This window comes from Peribacillus simplex (assembly GCF_900156045.1).
Classification (GTDB): Bacteria; Bacillota; Bacilli; order Bacillales; family DSM-1321; genus Peribacillus; species Peribacillus simplex_D.
This window is the reverse complement of the sequence record NZ_FTMX01000002.1, coordinates 771,446-798,440: the sequence shown is the minus strand read 5'-3', so window position 1 is coordinate 798,440 and position 26,995 is coordinate 771,446. Positions and strand designations below refer to the sequence as shown.

The window sequence follows — 26,995 nt, the reverse complement described above, 5'->3', positions numbered from 1 at the left end:
GGAATGATTTCAAATATTGGGGAAACGATCACCTTACATAATGGAGTTAAAATGCCACAGTTGGGTTTCGGTGTATTTAAAGTGAAAAACGGCAATGAAACGGTTGAGTCCGTCAAGAAAGCGATCGAAGTTGGTTATCGTGCGATTGATACGGCGGCCATTTATGAAAATGAAGAAGGTGTTGGTCAGGCGATTCGGGAATGCGGTGTGTCTCGTGAAGAATTGTTCATTACATCTAAAGTGTGGAATACAGAGCAAGGATACGAAACGACGCTCCAAGCATTTGATGATAGTTTAAATCGCCTTGGTTTGGAATACTTGGATTTATACCTGATCCATTGGCCGGGAAAAGATAAATATCTGGAAACCTGGAGGGCATTGGAAAAGCTTTATAAGGATGGAAAGGTGAAATCAATCGGTGTAAGTAATTTCCATGTTCATCATTTGGAGAATCTGCTTGCAAACAGTGAAGTGAAACCGGTCGTCAATCAAATTGAATTGCATCCACTTTTGACTCAAGTCGAAATTCGTGATTACTGTGCAAAACATGAAATAAAGGTAGAATCTTGGAGCCCGCTAGGCAGAGGGAACCTATTGGAAGAGCCGACAATCAATCATATAGCGAAGAAGCACGGGAAAAGTTCAGCACAAGTGTTGATTAGATGGCATCTACAACATGATCTAGTTGTAATACCTAAATCGATTACGCCGTCCCGTATCGAGGAAAATGCTGACGTATTTGACTTTTCATTAAGCCTGAATGAAATGAATCAAATAGATGCCTTGAACAAAAATGAACGGTTCGGCAGCAATCCCGATGAACTTTTGTTCTAAAAAGAATAATGCAAATGATAGTAGGGTGTCCTGAATGGGGCATCCTTTTTCTTTTTCTTCATGAACATAATTGAGACAGTTATTGCTTATACTAACTATGTGACAAAGTTAAGCCTATGGTATACCCGTTTAATATGTCTAATAATCCTGTTTTCGTTGCCAAATATTTTAAAAAAAAATTAGGTTTTAGATTTATTAAACGGGGAAAATAATGAGTACAGCGGCAAACAAAAAGAAAAAATTCACTAACATGAGATTGTCCAATCAGTTACTCAGGGGCTATAGCTAGCTAACTCTACCCAATAACTAAAACATTCACATTCATTAGTTATTGTGCGTAATCGGCATCATACCATTTGAATGTAAAAGGTTAAAATAACTGAAAAAGGCATGACAATATGGAAGTGATTTGATTTCTTGGAGTCTGCTGCAGGATTGAAAAAATAACTAATTTTAAGGAGGAAATATATTATGGGATTTTTATGGTCATTAATTATCGGAGGTATCATTGGTTGGTTAGCAGGTATGATCGTTGGACGTGACGTACCATTTGGAATTATCGGTAACATTATCGCTGGTTTTGTTGGTGCATGGTTAGGTTCATTGATTCTTGGGAACTGGGGACCTTCAGTAGCAGATTTCGCTATAATTCCAGCATTGATTGGTGCTATCGTATTTGTCTTCGTCTTAAGCCTTATCTTAAAAGGCATGAGAAAAGCTTCATAAATGCAAAAATTAAGCTGGCCCAAGTGGCCAGCTATTTTTTATGCCAATATGAACGGATTTCGTTCCAACATGCTTTTAAACCAATTAAATCCAAATACAGAAAATCCTTCCGATGGTCAATAATTTCATATTAATGGAAGAAATGAATACACCGTTCCCGAAATGGGACGGTGTTTATTCAGTTTAATTGGTGACATCGAATATTTCAGGTTTATCAATGAAAGGAGCTTCAATGCTCATTTTTTTTTCTGAAATGGGGTGGACGAATTCGATTTTCCTTGCATGCAGGGCTTGCCGTGGAAATGTCTTTTTTCCGCCATACAAGGTATCTCCGGCCAAGGGGTGATTCAAATGACTGAAATGCACCCTGATTTGATGGGTTCGGCCGCTTTCCAGTGTACAGCTGATGAGCGTCAAGTTTTTCTTGGGATCATGATTAATTACCTGATAATGGGTGACTGCCGTCTGGCCTGTAGGGGAAACCCTTCGTCTCGTGGCATGGTGTCGGTCGCGGCCAATTTTTTCTTTGATTTCGCCTTTATTCTTTTTAATGTTTCCTTCGACTAAAGCTAGATATGTCCGTTTGATTTCCCTTTCTTCCAACATTCTATCCAGCATGGAGCCAATGAGGCGGTTTTTGGCAAAAAGGACCGCCCCGGTGGTATCTTTATCAAGTCTATGAATATGCTTGATCATACAGGACTGGCCGGTTTTTTGAAGATGGTGCGCCACTCCGTTGATGAGGGATTGTGCTTCACCCGGTTGAGAAGGGTGAGTATCCATTCCAGCCGGTTTATTGGCTATCAACAACACATCATCTTCATATATGATGGAAATTCCTAAGTCTGCCGCTTTAACTGTTTCATTTTCAGAGTGATCCAATAAAGGGATGCCGATCGAATCTCCTTCATTAAGAATAGTTGACCATGTGACGGAATTCCCGTTCACTGTCACTTCTTTACTCATCCTCCATTCATGGACTAATTTTTTGGGGGCCATCCACCGCTCCCTAAAAAGCTTTTCCAATGTTAATCCATTCCAACTTTGGAGAACATTAATTATTAAATGTTGGTTGTTTATTTTAAAATTATCCAATTAAACTCCTACTTTCGACTACTTTGGTTTTAATTAAATGAAAAAAATATATAATAATTAAAGATGATTCATGAAAAAAGTAACCTTAGACCTATTGCTGAAATTCCCGTGGTGGAAATTACCACATATTTTTTACAAAATTTATGTTATTCTATTGGGAAAGAAATCGCTTGTCCTAGAATATACATATAATAGATAGGTCTAACGGATCTGAAAAAAGGTGGTTTTTTTAGTGAAGACGGTCTTTTCTTCAACTGAAGAACAAGAGCAAGAAATAGCGAGTCTCGTTTCTCGTTTCTACGAATCTGTATTTCCAAAATACTTTACGGAAAGTGAAATCCTTCATTTTCGCGAGATTGGCGTTTTAAAGCCCAATCAAAGTTCTGTTACTTACTTGGCAACATTAAGAGACGCATTTCAAGTAATGACATGTCTTCAAGTCCTTTTGTCGATATTAGACAAACAGAAGAGAGAAGATTTTATAATGATGGAATCTAAATCTGAAGAACTGTTCCAACATAACATCACTCTATTGAATGAATGCGGAATATTCTTCCCCTTTTATTATGACCATTTTTCAAGTATTAACCATGAAGCGAATAATGATATGCAGATGATGGACATTCAAGTGGCGAATCAATATTTAGTATAAGGCAAAAAAAATGAGCCGGCTATAACGGGAGAAGCATTTCCGTTAGGGCCGGCTCATTTTTTCCATCCTTAATTAATATCGTGGTCCTCGAACCATTTCTCGAACGTTACTTCATCTTTAAAGCCGACAATTCGTTCTTGTTCTTCACCATTTTTATAGTGGACGATGGTCGGGGTCTTTTTGATGCCATAGTCGCTCCATCCTTGTTCAAACTCCAAAAGATTGAATTGAACAAGATCAATACCCAATTTCTCTGCCAAAGGTGCCACGACTGGTGTGGTTTTTTTACTGATTGAATTCGTAGGACTATAGAAATAAACGGTCACGTCTTTACTATCTTGGAGGTCCTGCTCCAACTCTACGGGAAGGATCAAATTTTGATAATTGGGGTCATCCAGCTGATCGACAGTGGCAGGTTTAAGCTTATCCTTGCCGTATGGATTTCCTTTTGATTTTTCTTCTTTTTTCATGTTTGTAAAAACGCCCATCAGGACAAAAAGGGCGACGATTATCACTAAAAATATAGCCATTTTTTTCATTAAGCTGCAACCTCCTTGGATCTTGTCCATACGATGTAAAAAATAATGACGAATGCAGTCAAGGCTAGAACGTGATGGTGATGAAACCAATACGTTTTTATATTGTCCTGTACATGGAACCCTTCCTCATGCAAGGGTGTGGTTGGGAAAGAATGAAACCTTTGCTAAATAATGATATGGAAATGTATGCACCGATGGCTGTTACTATCATGGTATAAAAGCAAATCCAATGATCTTTTCGAATGATTGCAATTCCTAAAATGATTGTAAAAGGATACGTGGTGATCCGCTGATACCAACAGAGCGCAAACAGTTCATTTTGCTTAATTCCAGAGAAATGAAAGCTTCCAAACATAGCAATGGTGGAGCAGCCAAGGCCACAGTAAATAAGTTTTCCCCATTGCAAATAGTCTTGTTCATGGTTCCTCTTCCCCATCACTTTTTGCTCTCATGAAAAGTATAGTATGTATGGACGGGGTCTGTAAAATATATATTCTTTTTAACGGTCATTAAGAATGTATTTATCAATGCAATTTTTGAAATCCATGGGTAGGTTCAGTTGTTTTAATTTTTGAATAAGGGGTATAATTCTTATGGAAGAGATTAAAGGAGTCTGAGGAAAATGCCTAATTTGGACCTGCATAAATATGAAAAAATAATGGAAATACGTAATATGAGGCTAGGAGACATAGATGAAATAATTGCTTTGCAGTCGAGTTGCTTTCCTGGAATGGTTCCCTGGAAGCGAGATCAGCTTGAGAGCCATCTGGCCATTTTTCCGGAAGGACAGTTTGTGGCTGAATATGATGGAAAAGTGATTGGATCATGTTCCAGCCTCATTATTAATTTTGACGAATATGATGACCGGCATACATGGGATGATGTAACAGATAATGGATACATCACGAATCATAATCCGGACGGTTATAACTTATATGGGATCGAGGTCATGGTCCATCCTAAATTCCGCAGGATGAAAATTGGTCAAAGACTATATGATTCAAGGAAAGAACTTGTTGCTCATTTGAATTTAAAAAGCATCATTATCGGCGGCAGGATCCCCAATTACCATAAACATGCGGATGAACTGTTACCAAGGGAATATGTGAAAGAAGTGCAATTGCATAAAATATATGATCCGGTTCTTTCGTTCCAGCTTTTAAATGGGTTCACGCTTATGAGGATCAATCCGAATTATTTGCCGGATGATCTGCAATCGAATAAGTATGCTACGCTCATGGAGTGGAATAACGTCGATTATCAACCGAAAACAAAACGTTATTATAAAACATCAGAACCGGTAAGGATCTGCGTCGTGCAATACATGCTGCGTAAAATCGATTCATTCGAAGATTTCGCTAACCAAGTCGAGTATTTCACCGACGTTGCTTCGGATGCTAATGCGGATTTCGCCGTGTTCCCGGAATTATTCACCACCCAGCTGATGTCTTTCTTGAATGAAAGATCACCAAGCTTGGCTGTACGGAAACTGTCGGATTTCACGGAGCAGTACATTGAATTGTTTACCACTTTAGCTGTAAGGTATAACATCAATATCATCGGCGGTTCCCATTTCGTAAAAGAAGATGATGACAATATCTATAATATCGCTTATTTATTCCGTCGCGATGGGACGATTGAAAAGCAATATAAAATTCATATCACACCAAATGAAAGAAAATGGTGGGGCATTAACGCAGGTGACCGTGTTCGAGTCTTTGATACGGACTGTGGAAAAATCGCCATACAAATTTGTTATGATATTGAGTTTCCGGAACTCGCCCGGATCGCTACCGACATGGGAGCCAAAATCATATTCACTCCATTTTGTACGGAAGACAGGCAAGGGTACCTGCGCGTTCGTTACTGTGCCCAGGCCCGTGCCGTGGAAAACCAAATTTATACCGTCATTTCCGGAACGGTCGGTAATCTTCCGCAAACGGAAAATATGGATATTCAGTATGCCCAATCGGGAATCTTCGCTCCATCGGATTTCGAATTTGCGCGTGACGGCATAGTCGGGGAAACCAGCCCGAACCTTGAGATGGTCCTGATTGGCGATGTTGATTTGGAGATCTTAAGGCGGGAGCGTCAGTCTGGTACTGTAAGGCAATTGAAAGATCGACGCCATGATGTTTACAATCTACATTACAAAGATGGCGAAAAATAAAGAGGTAAAAGAGCTCGTGATGTGAAGAACGCAAGATTTGGTTCTTTTCATTACGAGCCTTTACTTCATTTATTGGAATAAATATGATAATTTTGTATATGTAAGGCAGATACATAATAATTACTAATAAGGCGTTTGGGAGGAGATGTTGGAGATGAACTGGAAATCTTTATACACCACTTGGGCAGGGTACCAGAATTTAAATGGGGAATTACGTGTCCTCCTTGAGGAAATGCAGCGGGATGAAGCAAAACTCGAAGATGCCTTTTATAAAAATTTAGAATTTGGAACTGGCGGAATGCGTGGGGAAATCGGAGCGGGAACGAACCGGATGAATCTTTACACTGTAAGGAAGGCTACGGTTGGGTTGGCTCAATATATCTCTTCGTTTGGGGAAGAAGCTAAAGGAAGAGGCGCTGTGATCGCTTATGATTCGAGACATAAGTCCCCGGAATTTGCACTCGAAGCAGCTAAGACCTTGGCTACATTTGGGGTGAAGGCTTATTTATTCGATGAACTGCGTCCGACTCCGGAATTGTCATTTGCGGTTCGCGAGCTGAATGCTTTTGCTGGAATCGTCATCACGGCAAGCCACAATCCGCCTGAATATAATGGATACAAGGTTTATGGACCGGATGGGGCACAATTGCCACCTGAAGCGGCCGATCAAGTGATCAGCTACGTGAATGCCATTGAAAATGAGCTTGAAATTCAGATTGAAGAAGCTGAAGTCCTTAAAGCGAAGGGCCTCATCGAAATGGTCGGGGAGAAATTGGATGCGGCATATAATCGTGAGTTGCTCACAGTTCCCGAGAATCCGCAGCTTGCCGAGGAAATAGATGTGTCAATCGTTTTTACACCGCTTCATGGAACGGCCAATAAATCCGTCAGACGGGCACTGCAAAGCTTAGGGTATCAAAATTTGCATATCGTTAAGGAGCAGGAATTGCCAGATCCGGATTTTTCGACAGTTAAGTCACCAAATCCGGAGGAACCAGCTGCATTTGAAATGGCGATCGAACTTGGAAACAAAGTGGAAGCGGACTTATTGATTGCAACGGACCCAGATGCCGATCGGCTTGGAATTGCCGTGAAAAACGAGGTAGGTCAATATGTTGTCCTGACAGGAAATCAAACAGGTGCACTTTTCCTGGACTATTTACTGTCCCAGAAAAAAGAAAAAGGGAAGATTCCTCAAAATGGAGTCGTCTTAAAAACCATCGTCACTTCGGAAATCGGGCGGGCGATTGCCGAGTCATATAGCTTGAAGACGGTTGATGTACTTACCGGGTTTAAGTTCATCGCCGAGAAAATAAATCAGTATCATCAAAGCGGGGAAAATAGCTTTTTGTTCGGATATGAAGAAAGCTATGGTTACCTGATTAAAGACTTTGCACGTGATAAGGATGCCATTCAAGCAGCAGTGCTGGCTGTTGAAGTCTGTGCTCATTATAAAAAGCAGGGATTGACACTATATGAAGGGTTACTGAATGTGTTTGAAAAATACGGTTTTTACTTGGAAGGATTGCGTTCATTGACTTTAAAGGGCATTGAGGGAGCGAAACAGATATCTGGAATATTGAATCAATTCCGTCAAAATCCTCCTTCCCGAATAGCTGGCATTCCGGTCGTTGCTGAAGAAGATTATCAACGCAGCAAAAAGCGTACATTACTTTCAAATAATGAAGAATTGATCGAGCTTCCGAAGTCAAATGTATTGAAGTATTTCCTTGAAGATGGTACATGGGTTTGCCTCCGTCCTTCTGGTACTGAACCGAAAATTAAATTTTATTTCGGTGTTCAAGGTAAATCAATGCCAGAAGCTGAATCCAAGTTATCGGAAGTCATGGAAGATTTCATGAGCAAGATTGAGGCGTTAGTTTAAATGCATGAAAGCTAAACGAAAGACCTTCTTCGGTCTTTCGTTTTTTTATGATTGCAAATTTTTAGCAGCATGAATAATCAAAATTCTAGGAAATTCCGTTTCCGTTTTGGTATACTGTATTGGCGACTGATCTCGGAAAACATCGGGAATAATGGAGGTATAAATTCATGAAATTAGTAATCATTAATGGTTCACCACGTAAACAAGGACGTACGGGGATAGCCTCACGCTACATATCCAAGAAATACGGAGCGGAACTTATCGACTTAAGCAATAGTGAAATCCCTTTATATTCAGGTGAAGGTGAGCAATATCAATTGGATGTGATTCAAGGTCTTCGGAAAAGCATCGAGGAAGCTGATGGCGTAATTCTGACCACTCCGGAATATCATGGTTCCATGAGCGGAGCCTTGAAAAATGCCTTGGATTTTCTAAGCAGTGAGCAATTCACGCATAAACCAGTTGCACTATTGGCTGTTTCCGGCGGAGGTAAAGGCGGAATCAATGCCTTGAATTCCATGAGGACAGTGGGCCGAAGCCTTTATGCAAATGTGATCGCAAAACAATTGGTTCTGGATCCACATTGCTTTGATTACGAAAATGATGGTTTATTTGAAGAGTCTGCCGTACTTGTAGAGGGTATGATTGAAGAGCTTAAAATGTATGCAACTGCATATACTGCAATGAAAAAATAATGAAATGGGGGTCAGGTATTTAAATACCTGACCCTTCCTTGTTAATATAGGGTTTCACCAGCCAAAGTTATATCCCCGATAATTAATCCTCTTGTATAAATTTTCCCATTTTGCAAAAACTATAGTTGATTTTAGCTTGGAAGTTCACTTAAATAATCACTTGTTTGTTCTGCCGCATGATCCAGATAGCGAAGCAGTGCATACAGTTGGGATTGAACGATTTGATAATCATGCTCAAACCTGTAAGCGTGCAAAAAATGTTCTATTTTTTTCGAAAGAAAGTGATCTTTCGTTCGAACCATCAATACTAACAAGCTGTCCCAATCAGAACGGTGTGTGTGAAACAATGCCTGATCATAATCCGCAATCCTCATGTTCTTCTCCCCCTTAATAAGGAGCTATTTGTATTTTGTTCAGATATGACAGAACATTTCCTTACAATAAGTGGCGATGTATTTGGACCGCGGTTGTTGCTTTTTTCCTGAATAAAAATAAAAGGTGAGTACATGAGAAAAATAATGGTAATTGGAATATTGGTGCTGCTTTTTTTCCCTGAACCAGCTCTGGCGGCAGACGTGTATTCCCCTGAACAGATGGAAATGGATCTGCAAGGAATCCAAAAGCAGTATGAATTGGACGTTAAAATAATCGGGCAAACTGAAAAAGGGAAAAATATAAAGGCAGTCAAATTAGGAAAAGGAAAAAGATCGATTTTGCTGGTGGGATCACATCATGGACGGGAATGGCTCAGTTCCATACTCTTAATGCGCATGCTTGAAGAGTATGCCGCCGCCTATCGAGCGGGCAAACCTGTTGGAGAATACCGGACGGAATCATTGGATGAAGTGAGCATCTGGTTCATCCCGATGCTGAATCCAGATGGAGTTAGCATCCAGCAAGGAGATCTCTCCAACTTAAATGTTTTTGAAAAGGCTGCAGTTTGGAAAATGAACCGATTTAGCAGGGATTGGTCCCGGTGGAAAGCCAACGCCAAAGGCATTGATTTGAATAGGCAGTATCCGGCTGGATGGAAAGAAGTCATGAGTGATGAAACAGAACCAACGTATCAATTTTATAAAGGCCGAAAACCATTAGAAGCAGCTGAAGTAAAAGCGCTTACGGATTTCACGAAGGATATCGATCCCCTTATTGCTGTTTCCTACCATACGTCAGGAAGGGAAATCTTTTGGCATTACAAAAATAAACGGAAAAATATGGCGAGGGATTATGGGATTGCCAAAAAGACTGCCGAATTGACTGGATATGAAATTACCTTTCCGGAAAGAGAAGCGGTAGGAAGCGGATTTACGGATTGGTTCATAACTGAATTCCGCCGCCCGGGAATGACGATCGAACTTAGTTATTTAGTGGATGAAACAAATCCGCCGTTGACTGTGTTTCCTGAGGAATGGGAGAGGAATCGATTGGTTGGAATCATGCTTGTAAAAGAAGCGAACCAGCTGCATAACAACTGAACAATTTTACATAATAATACTAAGCGGAAAGTATGAGGAGGAAAAGATTTTGAAAAAAGTCATCGTGATGCTAATGGGGATTTTTTTGATCATACAAGCAGGGGCCATTTCAGCACAGGCACAAAAACCCGATTACGAAAAATACGGAAAGATTGCGATATCAGTTGTACAGGCAGATTATCCTGAATTAAAGATTAACGATTACGAATATAAGGGAAGAAAAACTGTATCGAAAAATCTCGTCGAAGACGATTTCAGATTTTTGGTCGATGATAAAGGTCAGCAGTTCAATGTCATCGTGACCGTACAACATGATTTGAAAAATGAAAAATTACTTAGTTTGAAGGTCACGGAGCAAAAAGGAAAGTGAGCTCAGAACAAGCGGGAAATTAAGGTATGCATCTTACCGGACATCTTCACCTCGAGAAGATGTTTTTTTCTGATTTCTTTTAGGTTGTCCGGAAAATGGTGGATACCGGTTTGGTTGCCAATGGAAAGTGATTCACATCCGTTCAGTTGCCATGAAGTTTTCATTGCATTTATGAGCAGCTAACCAGTATAGTTAGTATCAGATTGAAACAATAAGCTTGATTGTAGGGGTATTAGAAAATGAGAAAGTTTAAGAAAGTTTATGTGGAAATTACGAATATATGTAATTTGAAGTGTAATTTTTGTCCAAGTTCCAGCTTGCAAAGGACCCTGAAATTCATGGATCCTGAAGGATTTACGGATGTAATCAAGAAAATCAAACCACACACCGATCATATTTATTTTCATCTGATGGGTGAACCATTTTTAAATAAAAATTTGGGTACATTCCTGGATATCAGTGCTGAAAATGACCTGAAGGTTAATATTACAACGAACGGAACTTTGATTCAAAAGGTCAAAGACAAGCTCCTCTCCAAAAAAGCCCTTCGGCAGGTGAATATTTCACTTCATAGCTTTGAGGCAAACGATACGAGCAATAGTCTTGATTCTTATGTCAGTAATATTGCCGATTTCATAAATGAAGCAAATGAAAAAAGTGAAGTGATTTGTGCCATCCGTTTATGGAATATGGATACGGCTGAATTAAAAGCGAGTAATGGCCTGAACGACGATATTCTTAGCATGCTGGAGGAGAAGCTTTCATTGGACATCCGCTTAAGTGAAGCTCTTCAGCAAAAGAATAATATTAAGCTGAAGGACCGCGTTTATATAAACATGGCCGAAAAATTCGAGTGGCCGGAATTGGACCGTGACATTATCGATGAAAATATTTTCTGCTATGCACTTAGAGATCAGTTAGGCATCTTGGTGGATGGTACAGTAGTCCCTTGTTGCTTGGATAGTGAAGGGAAAATACCGCTTGGAAATATATTCGAAACATCACTTGAAGACATTTTAAATGGTGAACGGGCGAAAAATATGTACGATGGTTTTTCAAGAAGATGTGCAGTTGAAGAATTATGTAAACGCTGTGGCTATGCAAAGCGTCATAAAAAATAAGATTAAGAAAAACCACGGAGTCCATCTTCGTGGTTTTTTTTGCGTGATGAATGATTTTGCCTCTTCTTTTTTATCAAAAATTCAGAATATTATTGTTTTATTAAAAGTACCGTGATAAATACTCTCTATTATTGATGAAGTTAAAACTTCATATTTTCATATAAAAAGTATTGGATTCATATCTTGCTTCAGAGGGGATGTTTTATGGGATTTACAGCAAAAAGTTAAAGAAGTATTCCCTGGTTTATCCACTGGTCAAAAAAAGGTAGCAAAATACTTGTTAGTGCATTCACATACATTTGCAGTCACTTCAGCTCAAAAGCTCGGAAAAGAAATAGGAGTGAGTGAAACGACCATCATCCGCTTTTGTTATTCATTGGGGTTAAGTGGATATGCGGAACTTCAAAAACTTATTCGCAATCAGTTGATATACGAGAGCAGCAGTCTGAATGAATATCATTCTTCAAAACTTGAAGCCGCGAATCAGCCAAACTTCATGGCTCAGGTGATGGGGCAAGATATCATCAGCATTGAAAAGACAATGAATAATTTATCAAATGAAGATTTCTCCAGAACAGTTGATAAATTGGCGGCAGCTGACAATGTTTTGATATCCGGACACCGGTTATCATTTTCGGCAGCACATTGGTTAACCTTTACGCTAAGGCTTGTTAGGGAAGAGTTCCATTTATATAGGCCTGATACAGGTGATATTTTCTTACTATTGAATAAAATGACTGAAAATTCCGTTTTTGTAGCCATTTCTTTTCACCGCTATGTTAAAGAGACAGTGAAAATCACGGAAATGGCCAAAAAAGCGGGTGCATTTGTAATTGGTGTTACGGATTCTGAACTGGCTCCTATTGCTGAATATGCTGACATATTATTGCCCATTTCAACACCAAGGACTTCCACTATCGATACGGCACCGGTGTTATTCTCATTATTGAATAGTTTAGTAGCTGGTGTATCGATTAAGGACGAACAGGGTTTCAAAGAAAGAAAAGCTATATATGATGCGTTCAATCAAGATGAATTTTTCTTTTGAGATTAAATTTCCATCAGTTCGGTGAACAAGCCGATTAACCGGGATACAAGGGGGAGACAGAAATGGATATCACACAAACTATCGAAAAATTAAGGCCTCGTATACTCGATATCTTTGACCATTTACACGCACATCCTGAAACGAGTTGGAATGAAGTGAATACGACAGCTTTCATTTCGAATATTTTAACGGAAAATCAGTGTACGGTGAAAACATTCAAGGACTGTACAGGAGTGATTGGGGAAATCGGGGATGGGAATTTCACGGTAGGGTTACGATCGGATATCGATGCACTTTGGCAGGAGGTACATGGGACGTTTCAAGCCAACCATTCCTGTGGACACGATGGGCATATGACCTTGGCACTTGGAGTATTCCTGGTATTGAAAGAAATGGACTTCCGCCCAAGAGGCAAACTTAAATTCATTTTTCAGCCTGCTGAAGAAAAAGGTACGGGCGCCTTGAAGATGATTGAAGAAAAAGTATTGGATGATGTCGATTTCCTTTATGGGGTTCACTTAAGACCGGTTGAGGAAGTGAAGAATGGGCAAGCGGCACCAGCCATTGTCCATGGTGCCGCCCAGTTCATTAAAGGAGAAATAGCGGGGACTGATGCACATGGAGCCAGACCGCATCAAGGACAAAATGCCATCGAGATAGGAGCGGCATTCATCACTTTGTTAAATGGTATCCATCTCAATCCATCCATCCCTTATTCGGCAAAAATGACGCAGTTTTTTGCTGGCGGCGAAAGCTCCAATATTATCCCTGGGAGAGCCACTTTCACATTGGATTTACGGGCACAGGATAATGCAATGATGGAGGAGCTCACCAAAAAGGTGGAAAAGGTTGCAGAATCTTTGGCCATTGTCCATGGAGTCGAAGTGAAGCTCGAACCGGGAACCAATGTTGCTGCAGCAACCGTGAACGATCAAGCCCAGCAAATAATGTCTGAAGCGATAGTAGATACACTCGGGGAAGAAAATCTGGTGGCGCCTGTCATTACGACAGGAGGAGAGGATTTTCATTTTTATACGTTGAAAAGACCTGAACTCAAAGCGACAATGCTTGGATTGGGCTGTGATTTGGCACCAGGGCTCCATCATCCGGACATGACGTTCAACAAAGATGCTTTGTTATCGGGGATTGAAATCCTGACCAAAGCCATCATACTGACTTTCGAGAAATCTGGGGAGGGGGGACATTTACATGACTGATGAATTAATCATTAAATCCCTATCAACACTTGAGGATTTACAAGAAGTACAGCGACTGGAAGTTCTTGTATGGGGCATGGATTGCGTTCCCATCCATCAGACGATTACGGCTGTCAAAAACGGCGGGCTTGTTTTAGGCGGATACATCAATGGTCAGTTAGTCGGGTTTCAATACAGTTTCCCGGGATTTAAGGATGGAAGGGCATACCTTTGTTCACATATGTTAGCAATCCATCCTTCCCATCAAAAGAAGGGCTACGGCAGATTACTTAAACTTGCACAAAAAGAAGAAGCACTCAAAAAAGGTTACGACTTGATCACATGGACGTATGATCCATTGGAAAGCGTGAATGCAAACTTGAATATCGGTAAGCTAAAAGCTGTTTGCTCTACATATATGGATGATTGTTATGGAAATATGAAGGATACCCTCAATGAAGGATTGTCCACTGATCGATTCATGGTGGAATGGAATATACGGCAGGAAGCAAAGGAAGAGACTCCGCTTCCAGATAAAGCCATACACATCGTAACGACAGGAATGAATGACCAAGGCTTTCCTTACATCAAGGATTATCACTTTGAAACCAATGCAGAGGTGATCGCCATACCCATTCCGACGGATATTCAACAAATCAAAAAACCTGATCTCCGCCTTGCTATTGATTGGCGGTTAAAAACCGGAGAATTATTCAAAACGCTTTTTGCCAAAGGATATGTTGCAGCCGGGATTGAACGGGAACAAGGTGAAAATATTCAAAACTATTTATTAAAAAAACAAGAATAAGAGGGGAATCGGGATGAAAATAACAGAAATGCATAATATGACTGCCGGAATTGCCATGCTAGCCGTAATGGGAGGGACCTTCAAGAATAAGAAAGAGGCTGGTATGGGAGGAATTCTAGGCGGTATCGGATTGGGGATCTTGCTATTCTTGATCAATTTGGGGATGATGTCCGACTTGAAGGGCATAGAAGGCTCAGGTATGCCTACCCTTCAATTAGCGAATCAGATTTCTCCATGGTTGGGATATATCCTATCAATCATCCTTTTAGGAATGATTTATAATACTTCTGTCGGGATGCTGTATGCATTCACAGCCAGGTTGGTTCCTGCCGAAACGAAACGTTTTAAAATATCCGTGATTATGGTCGGGATCCTCGCTTTCCTTGCAAGTTTCGTTGGCTTTATTAAATTGGTTGGTACGGTATACCCAGTCACAGGATACTTAGGTTTTGTAATCATTGGAGCGCTCATCATTTCCTGGATCCGTTCAAAAATGAAAAAAGAGGCTGTGAATACGGAATTAGTGAAATTTTAATATCAATAGGATTGTGTGTGAACTCCATGAACCTTTGGTATGACATCTTCTTCTTGGAGGTGTTTTTTTCTGTTAGCGAGGACCTTTACTCATGATCACGGCATTTTTCCTCCTTTTTTTCATACATTAGTTTAAAGGCGGAAGACAAGGGGGATATCCGATGAATGAAGCGGAGCAAAAGGCTCTGGAATATGCCATTAGTGAAATTACAGAAATAGCAACTGGGTTCGGGTTGGATTTTTACCCGATGCGTTATGAAATTTGCCCTTCAGAAATCATTTATACATTTGGTGCCTATGGGATGCCGACACGTTTTTCTCATTGGAGCTTTGGGAAGCAATTTCATAAAATGAAGCTGCAGTACGACTTTGGTTTAAGTAAGATCTATGAACTGGTCATTAACTCTGATCCTTGTTACGCTTTTCTGCTGGACTCCAATTCACTTGTGCAAAATAAATTGATTGTTGCCCACGTTTTGGCGCATTGTGATTTCTTTAAGAATAATATCCGTTTCAATAATACGAAGAGAGATATGGTAGAAAGTATGTCGGCAACGGCAGAAAGAATCCGTGAATATGAAATCCTGCATGGCAAAAAGGAAGTGGAAACCTTCCTTGATGCACTTTTAGCCATTGAAGAACATATCGATCCGTCGCTGATGAGACCGAAACTTGCCTGGACGATGGAAGATGAGGAAGAAGAAGAGGAAATAAAACCGGCAGCCACACAATACGATGATTTATGGAACCTTGATAATAAGGATAAACCGAAGAAATCCAACATTAAAAAAAGAAAAAAATTCCCGCCAAGGCCTGAAAAGGATATTATGCTTTTCATAGAACAGTACAGCAGGGATTTAACCGATTGGCAACGGGATATCATGACGATGATCAGGGAAGAGATGCTGTATTTCTGGCCGCAGCTGGAAACGAAAATCATGAACGAAGGCTGGGCATCCTACTGGCATCAGCGCATAATCCGTGAATTGGATCTATCCTCAGGGGAAGCCATTGAATTCGCAAAACTGAACGCAGGTGTCGTTCAGCCATCACGCACCAGCATCAATCCATATTATCTTGGATTGAAAGTGCTTGAAGATATTGAAGAACGCTATGATAATCCAACCGAAGAAATGATCAGGATGGGCGTCAAGCCCGGATCTGGCCGGGAAAAGATGTTCGAAGTAAGGGAAATAGAATCGGATATTTCCTTTCTCCGTAATTATTTGACGAAAGATCTGGTCATGCGGGAGGATATGTATTTATTCCAAAAGCAGGGCAAGGATTATAAAATCGTCGATAAGGCATGGGAAAATGTTCGTGATCAACTAGTGAGTATGAGAGTTAACGGCGGTTTCCCTTATATCACCGTAAATGATGGGGACTTCATGCGCAATGGGGAACTTTATCTAAAACATTGGTATGAAGATATTGAATTGGATCTGAAATATCTCGAAAAAGTCATGCCATATATCCATCAGCTCTGGGGCCGCTCCGTCCATATGGAATCAGTCATTGAAGGAAAAGAAGTCCTGTTTTCCTATGATGGAAAGGGCATTCACAGGAAATATTTATAATTCAGGAAAAACTGCCGATCACTCGGCAGTTTTCTTGTTTTTATATTGATGCTTTTTGGAGATGCAGAATTAAATTACTTTTGGATAGGAGTTGTTAAACATTTTATTCTTCATCTACAATTCGAAATCTTTAATAACAGCAGTTGGGTGTAAAACTTTTTCCGAATCGAACGCTTCCAAAGGTTCTTCATTTTGAACTTTCTTTACCCAGTCGTGATTAGCCAATGCTCCTTTACCTAGAGTTATAATATCAGCATGACCATTGTTAATCATTTCAGAAGCTCTTTCTGGCTTCTCCAAATGTCCATTTGCGATTATAGGTAATTGACTATACTCTTTGGCAAGTGCTGCAAGTGATGCTTTACCTGTTTCAAATGCTGGTCGCCACGCTTTATATTCTGTTACATGAATATAATCAAGACTTGTTTTTCCTAATGCTCCAAAGATAATCGCGGCGTCCTGCTCTTTGCCTGACCAATGATAGGAGTAATCATTAACTTTTGATTGTGAAATTCTAATACCGATAGTAAAGTCTTCTCCTACCGATTTTCTAACTTCATGAATTATTTCCACTAATAACCTAGCTCTGTTCTCTGTTGTGCCACCATATTCATCAGTACGCTGGTTTGTATATTCCGTTAGGAACGCATCTAATAAATAACCATTTGCTCCATGTAGTTCTATCCCATCAAAGCCAACAGATTTAGCTCGTTTTGCAGCTTCAACAAAACTGTTTTTAACATCAGCTATTTCTTCTTTTGTTATTTCCCTAGGTAATTGAAATGGTCCTTCACCTAAATAAAATTTTAGCTGTTCTCCTTTTGGTTGAACAGAAGAAGGAGCGACTGTTTCATCAGTGAAACGATTTCCCTGCGATAATGGCCCAGTGTGTTGTAACTGCATAAAGATTGCTGATCCTGCTGAATGAACAGCATTAACAACTTTTTTCCACTCTTGTGCTTGCTCATCAAAAGCAATGCCTGGCTGAAAATCGTACGTTTGACTATACTTATCATCAATATAAGTTCCTTCAGTAATAATAAGTCCAAACCCGCCTTCAGCAAAGGAACTATAATACTTAATCATCTTATCTGTGACAAAACCTTTTTCAGTAGCACTAATACGCGTCATTGGCGCTACGCCTACTCGGTTGTTTAACGTAATTGTTCCTATATTGAATGCTTCGAATAATGAATTTGTATCCCACATGATGTTTGTCTCCTTTTTTTACAAAAATATATTCTGATTACTGTTTGATTTAACAACTGCTTGATATTAGTTTAAATCTGCTATTTGATTTAGTAAAATAGATATATTCGATAATTTAGTTCAAAAAAATTGAACAAAAGGAGATTTAATTATAAATGGAGCTCCGTCAACTGATTACTTTTAAAACGATAGTAGAAAAAGGTGGATTCAATAAGGCGGCAGAACATCTTGGTTATGCACAATCCTCCATTACTACTCACATCAAAGAACTGGAGAAAGAATTAGGTAGGCCAGTATTTGATCGCTTAGGAAAGAAAGTTATGCTAACTCACTATGGAAATGAATTTTTGTCTTATGCCATCAAAATCATTGAACTATACAATCAGTCATTAAATATTGACAAAGAGCCACAAGGGGCTTTAACTTTAGGGATTTCCGAATCTTTAACGATTTGTCGAATTCCGCCGCTTCTTCTCGAATATAAATCGAAATATCCAAAAGTGAAGCTTACATTGAAATCACTTGAAAATTATGATGTTACAAAAAGTCTTCAAAATGGGGAAATTGACATAGCTTTACTATTAGAGAAAGATGGTTGGAGACAAGAAGATCTATACTCCGAAAAACTAATAAGAGAAAGAATGGTTTTAATTAGCCCTCTGGATGTAAAAGATTTATCTCAAACAGCACTATACTCGGAATCTAGATGCAGTTATAAATCAGTTTTTGATGATTATATCCGCCATCAGAATATGAACGTAACAGAAAGTTTAGAATTTCAAAGTATAGAAGCAATAAAACAATGCGTTAAAAGTGGTTTAGGTATATCACTAGTTCCTTATTTTTCGGTCAAAGAAGAATTGGAAAGCAAGAAACTAAAAGGAGAAATTATTCCACAATACCATTCCTCCATATCAACATATTTGACTTATCATAAGGATAAATGGCTTTCTCCTTCTATGGTTCGTATGATTGAACTCATACAAAACCAGGCTGAAAATTGGTGATTTTTCATTAGAGATGCTGACTAATAAGCGTCTCTTTATTTTTTACTACCCCCTTATTCAATAAAGAAAATCAACAACACCCTTAAACAGAGTCTATGGATAAGATTTCACCACACTTGTCGAGGGGGAGTGCAGACTAAAATTTAAAGCTTGATTTATATAAGAATATGCTTATTTATTTTGGCCAGGAGGGATGAAATGCAAACGAATGAAGCATTGGGTTTGCAAGGGGGGGACAATGTTTTTTTTACTCGTTAAACCCGTCTTCTTCCCATTACTCATTTATTCAGACGGTCATCAAGGACTTACCAAGTCAAAACTATAAATTAGAAGAATTAACAGCACAAGGAAAACGGATTTGTTGTGACTAACTAGGAGGTACAGCTTCAGTGGGATCGGTTATTTTGGCAGTTATCATCTTTTTATTAACACTCATTCTCGTCATCTGGCAGCCAAAGGGATTGTCGATTGGATGGTCAGCTTGCGGCGGTGCGGTTTTGGCCTTACTTGTTGGCGTCGTGGATTTTTCTGATGTCATGGACGTGACATCGATAGTATGGAACGCGACACTTACCTTCATCGCCATCATCATCATCTCGCTTATTTTGGATGAGATAGGATTTTTTGAATGGGCAGCACTTCATATGGCGAGAGCAGCCAAGGGAAATGGAGTAAGGATGTTTGTATATGTAAGCATCCTCGGTGCTCTTGTGGCTGCTTTTTTTGCAAACGACGGAGCTGCTCTCATCCTTACACCAATAGTACTGGCAATGGTTAGAGCCTTGAAATTCAGTGATAAAATGATTTTTCCGTTTATCATCGCCAGTGGGTTCATTGCTGATACAACCTCACTTCCTTTGGTGGTGAGTAACCTTGTAAACATTGTATCTGCAGACTTTTTCAATATCGGTTTTGCCGAGTTTGCTTCAAGAATGATTGTACCGGACATCTTTGCATTTGTAGCTAGCGTCTTGGTTTTATATTTATTTTTCCGTAAAAGCATACCGGAAAATTACGATGTATCACAGCTTAAAAAACCAGCGGAAGTCATTCAAGACCTAAGAATGTTTAGGCTGTCCGGGATCGTATTAGGAATATTGCTGGTTGGTTATTTTACAAGTGAGTTTATCGGGGTTCCTGTATCCACCATTGCAGGCATTGTCGCCATTTTCTTCCTCTTGATGGCTAGAAGGAGTCCAGCGGTCAACACGAAAACTGTTATTAAAGGCGCACCATGGGCAATCGTCTTTTTCTCTATTGGTATGTATGTAGTGGTTTACAGCTTGAGAAATGTTGGATTGACGACTGTATTAACGGATTTGATCCAAGTTACCGCTGATCAAGGATTATTTGCCGCAACGATGGGAATGGGCTTCATCGCCGCCATTCTGTCATCACTTATGAATAACCTGCCAACCGTTATGATTGATGCTCTTGCCATATCTGACACCCATACAACAGGGGCAATCAGGGAGGCCCTTATTTATGCAAATGTCATCGGTTCGGACTTGGGACCGAAAATCACACCGATCGGTTCTTTGGCTACATTATTGTGGCTGCATGTCCTTTCTTTAAAAGGCGTGAAAATCTCATGGGGAACCTACTTCAAAACGGGAATCATCTTAACGATCCCAACATTGTTCATCACATTAGTCGGCCTATATATATGGTTACAAATCATGCATTAAACACTTCCTTTACTAACTAAGGAGAGAAACAGCATGTCTAAAAAAACTATACTTCTTATGTACCGATAACTCTTGCAGAAGCGTGGGGGAAGAAATATTTAGGTAACGAATGGCAAGTGCATAGTGCAGGAATCGAGGCCCATGGGTTAAATCCAAAAGCCGTAAAAGCAATGAATGAAGTTGGATTGGACATCTCCAATCAAACATCGGATATCATCGACCCTGACATATTGAATAATGCTGATTTTGTCGTTACATTATGTGGTGATGCGGCAGACAAATGTCCAATAACGCCACCGCATGTTGAACGTGAACATTTGGGCTTTGATGACCCGGCAAAAGCAGAAGGAACAGATGAAGAAAGATGGGCTAACTTTCAACGTGTTCGTGATGAAATAGGAGAAAGAATTTCACGTTTCTCTAAAACGGGGTAAATAAATAAACTTGAAAAGCGGTTAGTGTTAGTAGGCGGCCCAAAGACCATAAAGAAAGAGCTGCCAATTTTGGCAGCTCTTTTCTTCTTAAATCTTAATATCGACCTTAGCATTTTTCTGAAGTTCTTCCACATGCTTCACAAGCTTTTCTTGTTTCTTTTGCTGCTCTAATTGTTCCTTGATTTGCGGTTTCATTTCTTCGAGTTTCTGTACCTTCTGCCCGCTTGTTTTAGCTTGCTCAGCAACCTGGTCGTAATACTTTTGGATTTCTTCATCAGTTGCTTCTTCCACTTTAATCTCTTTTTCAACGTACTTCGTATACGGGATGTTCTCTGCAATCTGAGCATTCAGCGTTTCCGAATTCAGACCTGCTTGCTTCATCGCTTCCTTGAATTTCTCTTCACTCTCATATTGCTTTTTGATTTCGGCAAATTGCTTTTCTATTTCAGCCTTGGAAGCTTTGTAGCCCTTTTTATCTGCAGCTTGAAGCAGCAATGTCTGCCCCACTAAAGAGTTGAGCGTTTGTTCTTTAATTTGTTTGGCTCCCTCCTTGGTTGTTGGGTCTTGTCCGAATTGCTGCATTTGCACTTGTGTGGTAGACAACACGGTATTATATTCCGCACCTGAGATTTTTTCGTCATTGACGATGGCCACCGTTTTCTTTTCATCCACCTTTTGCTTGTCTAGTTTCTTCTGCATTTCTTCCATCTGTTTTTGCTGTTCCTCAGTTGCTTTAGCCGTTTCCTTCTCAGTTGTTTTAGTCTCTTTCTCGTCATTTTTCTTATCAGCTTCATCGTTCGAACCACAAGCCGTTAGAACAACTGCCAATAATCCAATGATGATTGGGTACAATAGTTTCTTCATATTTCAGTCTCCTCTCGTATTCAATGCTAAAAAATCATCTAATGCGCATTATAAAGGAATTTCCCATTAAAACACAATATTTTCATTCTTTTTTCCAGAAAACAGGAAGATAGTATAGGCATTATCTCATTATATAAGTGTAACATTCGCGGAAATGAACCGATTTACCCTTCGTCATGAAATAAGCTTTAAAAGGAATGGAAGGCTGATACTTGGTGCAGACAGAAGCTGTAGTCTATCAATTACACACAAAACATTGCTTAGTAACTATTGTATATAAAACTTGTATGGTATTATATACTTTATCATCCGAATGTAGTTCATTTAGCCTATATGTTGATAATTTTAATCATGATTGGAGTGAGCCGTGAAAATTAGAAAAGTGAAACAAAGAGACAGGATTGGAAATCCAGCTATTGGAGGTATGGATTTTGAAAGGAAAATCAAGGCTGCCATCTGAATTGGCAGGGTATTTAAAGCTGGGGGATGCCGTCATCATTACGGATCAAGATCATCGCATAACTTGATATTAATGCATATTATGAAAGGACGACAGGGTATTCAAGGAACAGTATCATTGGGTTCAAAGCTGGATTCCTAAAGTCAGGGTTAACACCTTTGTGTACATACAAATCCCTGAAAAACGAGTTAAGGAAGGGCAGTCCATGGTCAGGGGTCTTCACCAATCGAAAGAAATCGGGTGACATTTGGCACTCGTCTATTACGATTACTCCTATTAATCTAGGGGATCAGTGGTATTTTGTCGGGATTTTCCGTGAACTGGAACAATTGAAAGAAGGGATTTACCTTTCGGAAAAGAAAAGGGCAGAGACTCAAAGGGAATTGTTAAAGGTCCTCGCCATTTCATGCGAAATCCGTGACCCAGGCATTGAAGAGCATTTATTGAGAGTTCAAAACCTAACCGAGCAGCTGGTTATGGTTCATAATCGAAGATGCCAGTTGGAACTATCTAAAAGCTATATGAATCATATCGTTCATTCTAGTATTCTACATGATATCGGGAAAGCGGAGATTCCTGAGGGGATATTATACAAACCTGGCCCGTTATCTCCATATGAACGAAAAATCATCGAGATGCATCCATTGATGGGATCCGATATTTTGAATAAGATTTCAAGGGAAATAAACAATGATGTGATCAGCAGCCTGGAAGTGGCTGAAAAAATCATTCTCCATCATCATGAAAAATGGGATGGAACTGGATATCCACATCGTTTGAAAGGTGAGGACATCCCATTGGAAGCTAGAATAGTTGCCATTGTGGATGTGTTCGATGCATTGACCAGCAGAAGGCCGTATAAAGATTCCTAGTCAGTGGAGCGGGCATTATCTTTCATAAACGAACAAAAAGGAAAGCATTTCGACCCATCCATCGTGGTGTCATTCTTTTGTTATTTTAATGAAAAGGCGGCGCAGAAAAAAGGTTTCGAAACCGTTCGCAGCACAGGGATATATTAAACAGCGAACTCATCGAATATCTTCTCCCGATATAATGGGGTAATGCCTTCATGGAAAGAAAAGGTAGCATCCGTCATCTGGATCTGGTCGTTCCCCCTTGGAGACCAAAGAGGAACGGCTCCTTATCAATTGTAGGGTTAAGAAGAAAAAATCCCTACCAATTTATCCTAAAAGTAGAGAAGCCTTTTTACTACATTCCTTTTTTCTTATTTCTATTAAAGTAATAAACGACTGTGATTACCAGAATCAGCAGTACCAAAACAATCCTTACATCGTCGGAGGCCTTCAATACTTGTGTTACCGAATACGCTTCGACAAGGAGGGCAGGCAGTTTTCCGATGGATGTCGCGAGAAAGAAAATCATCATCCCCGTTCTGCTTAATGCTGCTGTAAGGTTGATCACGCCGGATGGAATAAAAGGAAGGAGCCTAAGCATCAGGATCATCCAAAATGCATGAATTCCTTGTGACTTTTGCAGCTTTATGACCCACCGGTTCTTCATGAACTTGGGTTTGAATGTTTGAAAGCCCTTTCGATATAACCAAAAGCTGACCACTGCTCCGGCAATTTCCCCCATGTAAGAAAGGATCAATCCCTTTTCAAATCCAAATACGGTGATATTGGCAGCCGTGATGAATACGCTTGGAATAAAACCAAGCACGCTAATCAATATATTGAATGCTAAACTTACAGCAATGGAAAAAGGCCCGCTGGATAGTAATGCTTCAGAAATGAAATTCATATCAATCCACAGAACTCCATTTATATCCGAGTCCCCAGACCGTTTTCAAATGTTGATCTGCTGGAAAACCGGCATGACGCAATTTCTCTCTAATATTTCGAATATGGGAATCGATTGTTCGATCTTCCGTATCCGTTTTAAATCCCCATATGGTCGAAAGGAGGTGGTCTCTGGAATACACTTGATCTGGGGATTTCAAAAACAAGCACAACAGTGAGAACTCTTTTGGTGTTAATGGGATCGTTTTGGTATCATAATGTGCTTCATAAGCGGATTCATTTAATTGTAGCCCCCTAAAGATCACATGATCATCCTGTTTAGGCACTCGCCGCGTGACCGCTTCGATTCTGGCAAGTAAAACATCTTCATTAAAGGGTTTCGTAATATAATCGTCTGCGCCCTTTTTCAACCCTTTCACCATTTCTTGTGCAGCATCCCGGGCTGTGAGCATGATTATGGGAATATTGGAAAACGCACGGATCCTTTCGCACGTTTCCCACCCATCCATTTCAGGCATCATTATATCAAGAAGTACTATGTCCGCATGTTTATGCCTTAAGAACTGTATGGCTTCATATCCAGATTTAATCTTCATGCATGTATATCCATGAGGTTTCATGTATAGCTCTAATAGATCAAGCATTCTCTGTTCATCATCAACCAGAACTACTGTCTTCATTTGTTATCTCCTTAAATGTGATAGCGAAGGACGTTCCTTGCTTCAAGTTGCTTTTAACCGAAATGGTTCCTCCTTGTATCTCCACTAATTGCTTGACGATTGAGAGCCCCAATCCGAATCCACCGGTATCTCTGGCGCGTGATTTCTCGACACGATATAAACGATCAAAGATATGGGGGAAATCTTCAGGGGGAATGCCAACCCCTTGATCGATTATGGAGATGGAAATCCTGCCAAGGCATTCAGTGGCTTTGATGGTGGTGACTGAATATTCTTTCGAGTACTTCAGCGCATTATCCAGCAGGTTAAGAATGACTTGCTCAAACCGTGAGGGATCTATATCTATAAATAAATCATCCTTACATTCCAGATTCAATTGAATTCTTTCATTTGTAAAAGCCGGTAAAACTTTTTCGTGAATGTTTCGCAGGAATGAAGAGAGCTGGACGGTTTCTTTTGATATGGTGAATGTATTTAGATCCATTCTAGCCATATTGAATAGTTCGTCCAATAATCTGTTTAATCGTTCGGATTCATCATGGATGATCTCTAAGTATCGTGATCGTTCTGATTCATCCAAATCTTTTCGTCGGGCAACATCAGAATATCCCTTTATATAAGTTAGCGGCGTGCGCAGTTCATGAGAAATACTTGCCAAAAATTCATTGCGTTCCTTCTTTAAATAGTTCAATTCATCAGCCAAGCTTTGAATGGATTGGGCAAGCTCCCCAAGTTCATCATGAGATCGTACTGGCACAGCCACTGAAAAATTACCTTTGCTGAGCTTGGTTGTCGCTTCCTTCATCGATATCAGTGGCCTGGTTAAAGCCTTTGATAGAAAATAAATGATGACAAGCATGAAGAAAAGGAGCAAAGCAGTCGCAAGAAGGAAATGCTTATTCAATTGTGCGATTAAATCCTTTACTTCTCTTGTATCTTTGAACATATAAACATAGCCTTTGTTTTCTTCATCGCTGATAAATGGCGTAACGGTGGCTATATATCTTTCATCCTTCCAACCGGATTGGATGATCAGACCTTTTCGGGGTACCTGCGGGAGGTTTTTAGCTAAGATTTTTTTCATTCCCCCATTTACCTTTTCGGAAGATATCAGAATATCTCCTCTTGTATCCGTAATCACTACATCTGTATCGGTATGCGATTCCATCAGGCCGATATGCTGAAGGGTTGAGCCGGAATATGTAATTTCCAACACATCACGATGACTATTGCCACGGGCCTTCAGTGACTCCAATTCCTGATTGACACGGGAATGTATCACCTTATTATGTAAGTAAACCATGGAAAAGGTTTCCATCAAAAAAATGCAAACAAATATAGATAGTCCGAGTTTAAATGAGATTTTCAGGAGCATCACCTTCTTATAGAATAAAGTCAGTTTAGCGAAAAAATATGAAGAAAGTATGCAGTTTTTTCAATTTCTGCCCATCTTCTTAAACAATAATACGGTTTTCAAACGGAACAAGCCAATAAATTGGCAAGGTCATCAGTTTCATGCTGGAGGGAGGGGTTACGTGTTAACCACTTCAAGATGTTTCGGATTGCATCGCGTTGTTATTTAAAAAATAGATGCTTATTCATTACTTGAATTTAAATATACTGGTCTTATATTAATCACCTATATCAATATGAAATTACCAGGAATTGGGCAGTTTTTTTAGTTTAGTTCATTCGAAATATTTTGTATTAAGGAAACATTTTGTCGCAAGCGAATACTATGTAAAAAAGGAGTTGAACCATATGAATTGTACAAACCGTACACAGAAAAAAATAATCGCTTATTCCGCATTATTCAAAAAAATGGGCATTCTCAATGATGAGGAATACAAAAACATCGCAAAGACTTTTCAAACAAAGGATTGAGGAAGTGGCCATCTATTCATAAACTTTCATCCTGCATTAAACGGTCTGTAAAACCCCCTCCTAACAATTTCTCGAATGCGGAGGGGGAATGCAGTCTGGCAGGAACTCATTTGCTCCCATATTTACGGAGGATGATGATGTTTCCCTTACTGTCTCTCCTAAGGGGTGTCGCCGATGCCGTCAATTTGTCCCGCTCTGATTCCTATGGGATTTCATCTGTTTAAAGGCTTCATTTTTGGCCATATAACTGGCGAAATGATGTATCCTAAGTTGAAAACTACATA

At 39.8% G+C, this 26,995-nt stretch carries 27 protein-coding genes and 1 pseudogene; 19 read left to right on the top strand and 9 right to left on the bottom strand.

Annotation, left to right across the window (positions count from 1 at the left end; all coding sequences use genetic code 11):
- Positions 1-3 precede the first annotated feature (3 nt).
- Both BW986_RS10430 and BW986_RS10425 read left to right on the top strand, forming a co-directional pair.
- Complete coding sequence (locus tag BW986_RS10430; RefSeq protein ID WP_076367631.1) at positions 4-834, top strand: aldo/keto reductase; 831 nt, start codon at positions 4-6, stop codon at positions 832-834.
- A gap of 471 nt (positions 835-1,305) precedes the next feature.
- On the top strand, positions 1,306-1,560 hold the full coding sequence (locus BW986_RS10425) for a GlsB/YeaQ/YmgE family stress response membrane protein (RefSeq protein WP_179086047.1): 255 nt from the start codon (positions 1,306-1,308) through the stop codon (positions 1,558-1,560).
- Positions 1,561-1,743: 183 nt separating this feature from the next.
- Here the strand turns inward: BW986_RS10425 and BW986_RS10420 are convergent, their stop codons facing one another.
- The gene (locus tag BW986_RS10420; protein WP_311316543.1) at positions 1,744-2,655 is read right to left on the bottom strand and encodes an RluA family pseudouridine synthase; all 912 of its coding nucleotides are present in this window, start codon (positions 2,653-2,655) and stop codon (positions 1,744-1,746) included.
- 232 nt (positions 2,656-2,887) lie between these two features.
- Between BW986_RS10420 and BW986_RS10415 the strand changes: the two genes are divergently transcribed.
- Entirely contained in the window at positions 2,888-3,307 is a 420-nt protein-coding gene (locus BW986_RS10415) for a DUF5365 family protein (RefSeq protein WP_076367627.1), read from the top strand.
- A gap of 68 nt (positions 3,308-3,375) precedes the next feature.
- Here BW986_RS10415 and BW986_RS10410 read toward each other — a convergent pair whose 3' ends face one another.
- Together BW986_RS10410 and BW986_RS10405 are read right to left on the bottom strand one after the other, a co-directional pair.
- Positions 3,376-3,846 (bottom strand): thioredoxin family protein, encoded by a 471-nt coding sequence (locus tag BW986_RS10410; RefSeq protein WP_076367625.1) that lies wholly within the window; start codon positions 3,844-3,846, stop codon positions 3,376-3,378.
- 97 nt (positions 3,847-3,943) lie between these two features.
- Entirely contained in the window at positions 3,944-4,285 is a 342-nt protein-coding gene (locus BW986_RS10405) for a disulfide oxidoreductase (RefSeq protein ID WP_260320812.1), read from the bottom strand.
- 183 nt (positions 4,286-4,468) lie between these two features.
- Between BW986_RS10405 and BW986_RS10400 the strand changes: the two genes are divergently transcribed.
- The 3 genes from BW986_RS10400 (at position 4,469) to BW986_RS10390 (ending at position 8,596) form a co-directional block, all read left to right on the top strand.
- A complete protein-coding gene (locus tag BW986_RS10400) occupies positions 4,469-6,016 on the top strand; it encodes a carbon-nitrogen hydrolase family protein (RefSeq protein WP_076367623.1) in 1,548 nt (515 codons plus the stop codon).
- A 154-nt stretch (positions 6,017-6,170) separates the two neighbouring features.
- Complete coding sequence (locus tag BW986_RS10395; protein ID WP_076367621.1) at positions 6,171-7,901, top strand: phospho-sugar mutase; 1,731 nt, start codon at positions 6,171-6,173, stop codon at positions 7,899-7,901.
- A gap of 167 nt (positions 7,902-8,068) precedes the next feature.
- Positions 8,069-8,596, top strand: a complete 528-nt coding sequence (locus BW986_RS10390) for an NADPH-dependent FMN reductase (RefSeq protein WP_076367619.1) — start codon at positions 8,069-8,071, stop codon at positions 8,594-8,596.
- Positions 8,597-8,727: 131 nt separating this feature from the next.
- On the opposite strand, the gene BW986_RS10385 is transcribed toward BW986_RS10390, so the two are convergent.
- Complete coding sequence (locus BW986_RS10385; protein ID WP_076367617.1) at positions 8,728-8,970, bottom strand: YhdB family protein; 243 nt, start codon at positions 8,968-8,970, stop codon at positions 8,728-8,730.
- 132 nt (positions 8,971-9,102) lie between these two features.
- Here BW986_RS10385 and BW986_RS10380 point away from each other — a divergent pair, with 132 nt between their 5' ends.
- The 8 genes from BW986_RS10380 to BW986_RS10345 all read left to right on the top strand — a co-directional run bounded on the left by BW986_RS10380 (position 9,103) and on the right by BW986_RS10345 (position 16,725).
- The gene (locus BW986_RS10380) at positions 9,103-10,071 is read left to right on the top strand and encodes a M14 family zinc carboxypeptidase (protein WP_076367615.1); all 969 of its coding nucleotides are present in this window, start codon (positions 9,103-9,105) and stop codon (positions 10,069-10,071) included.
- Positions 10,072-10,120: 49 nt separating this feature from the next.
- Positions 10,121-10,441, top strand: coding sequence for a DUF3889 domain-containing protein (locus BW986_RS10375; protein ID WP_076367613.1), 321 nt, complete (start codon positions 10,121-10,123; stop codon positions 10,439-10,441).
- A gap of 239 nt (positions 10,442-10,680) precedes the next feature.
- On the top strand, positions 10,681-11,562 hold the full coding sequence (locus BW986_RS10370; RefSeq protein ID WP_076367611.1) for a radical SAM/SPASM domain-containing protein: 882 nt from the start codon (positions 10,681-10,683) through the stop codon (positions 11,560-11,562).
- 160 nt (positions 11,563-11,722) lie between these two features.
- Complete coding sequence (locus tag BW986_RS10365; protein ID WP_311316551.1) at positions 11,723-12,610, top strand: MurR/RpiR family transcriptional regulator; 888 nt, start codon at positions 11,723-11,725, stop codon at positions 12,608-12,610.
- Between the two features lie 62 nt (positions 12,611-12,672).
- Positions 12,673-13,827 carry a M20 peptidase aminoacylase family protein gene (locus BW986_RS10360; RefSeq protein WP_179086046.1) on the top strand — a complete coding sequence of 385 codons (1,155 nt, stop codon included), beginning with the start codon at positions 12,673-12,675 and terminating at the stop codon, positions 13,825-13,827.
- A complete protein-coding gene (locus BW986_RS10355) occupies positions 13,820-14,614 on the top strand; it encodes a GNAT family N-acetyltransferase (protein WP_076367607.1) in 795 nt (264 codons plus the stop codon). Before BW986_RS10360 ends, BW986_RS10355 begins: the two co-directional genes overlap by 8 nt.
- A 13-nt stretch (positions 14,615-14,627) precedes the next feature.
- Entirely contained in the window at positions 14,628-15,149 is a 522-nt protein-coding gene (locus tag BW986_RS10350) for a hypothetical protein (protein ID WP_179086045.1), read from the top strand.
- Positions 15,150-15,309: 160 nt separating this feature from the next.
- Positions 15,310-16,725: a SpoVR family protein gene (locus BW986_RS10345; protein ID WP_076367605.1), complete on the top strand. Its 1,416-nt coding sequence runs from the start codon at positions 15,310-15,312 to the stop codon at positions 16,723-16,725.
- A gap of 114 nt (positions 16,726-16,839) precedes the next feature.
- Here BW986_RS10345 and BW986_RS10340 read toward each other — a convergent pair whose 3' ends face one another.
- Complete coding sequence (locus BW986_RS10340; RefSeq protein ID WP_076367603.1) at positions 16,840-17,934, bottom strand: NADH:flavin oxidoreductase; 1,095 nt, start codon at positions 17,932-17,934, stop codon at positions 16,840-16,842.
- Positions 17,935-18,089: 155 nt separating this feature from the next.
- Between BW986_RS10340 and BW986_RS10335 the strand changes: the two genes are divergently transcribed.
- The 3 genes and pseudogenes from BW986_RS10335 to arsC form a co-directional block, all read left to right on the top strand.
- Complete coding sequence (locus tag BW986_RS10335) at positions 18,090-18,941, top strand: LysR family transcriptional regulator (protein WP_076367601.1); 852 nt, start codon at positions 18,090-18,092, stop codon at positions 18,939-18,941.
- 389 nt (positions 18,942-19,330) lie between these two features.
- Positions 19,331-20,629, top strand: coding sequence for an arsenic transporter (locus BW986_RS10330; protein WP_076367599.1), 1,299 nt, complete (start codon positions 19,331-19,333; stop codon positions 20,627-20,629).
- A 40-nt stretch (positions 20,630-20,669) separates the two neighbouring features.
- Positions 20,670-21,063: pseudogene (gene arsC, locus BW986_RS10325) on the top strand (arsenate reductase (thioredoxin)); the annotation flags it as partial.
- Between the two features lie 87 nt (positions 21,064-21,150).
- Here the strand turns inward: arsC and BW986_RS10320 are convergent.
- Entirely contained in the window at positions 21,151-21,927 is a 777-nt protein-coding gene (locus BW986_RS10320) for a SurA N-terminal domain-containing protein (protein ID WP_076367597.1), read from the bottom strand.
- A gap of 528 nt (positions 21,928-22,455) precedes the next feature.
- Here BW986_RS10320 and BW986_RS10315 point away from each other — a divergent pair.
- On the top strand, positions 22,456-23,259 hold the full coding sequence (locus BW986_RS10315) for an HD-GYP domain-containing protein (protein WP_311316550.1): 804 nt from the start codon (positions 22,456-22,458) through the stop codon (positions 23,257-23,259).
- Between the two features lie 337 nt (positions 23,260-23,596).
- On the opposite strand, the gene BW986_RS10310 is transcribed toward BW986_RS10315, so the two are convergent.
- Genes BW986_RS10310 through BW986_RS10300 form a run of 3 tightly spaced genes read right to left on the bottom strand, consistent with a single transcriptional unit; the run spans position 23,597 to position 26,130 of the window.
- Positions 23,597-24,148, bottom strand: coding sequence for a TVP38/TMEM64 family protein (locus BW986_RS10310; protein ID WP_076367593.1), 552 nt, complete (start codon positions 24,146-24,148; stop codon positions 23,597-23,599).
- Position 24,149: 1 nt separating this feature from the next.
- Positions 24,150-24,827, bottom strand: a complete 678-nt coding sequence (locus tag BW986_RS10305; RefSeq protein WP_076367591.1) for a response regulator transcription factor — start codon at positions 24,825-24,827, stop codon at positions 24,150-24,152.
- Positions 24,805-26,130, bottom strand: coding sequence for a HAMP domain-containing sensor histidine kinase (locus BW986_RS10300; RefSeq protein WP_260320811.1), 1,326 nt, complete (start codon positions 26,128-26,130; stop codon positions 24,805-24,807). The genes BW986_RS10305 and BW986_RS10300 overlap by 23 nt, the downstream gene beginning before the upstream one ends.
- 458 nt (positions 26,131-26,588) lie before the next feature.
- Here BW986_RS10300 and BW986_RS30650 point away from each other — a divergent pair, with 458 nt between their 5' ends.
- On the top strand, positions 26,589-26,711 hold the full coding sequence (locus BW986_RS30650) for a hypothetical protein (RefSeq protein ID WP_260284425.1): 123 nt from the start codon (positions 26,589-26,591) through the stop codon (positions 26,709-26,711).
- Positions 26,712-26,995 lie beyond the last annotated feature (284 nt).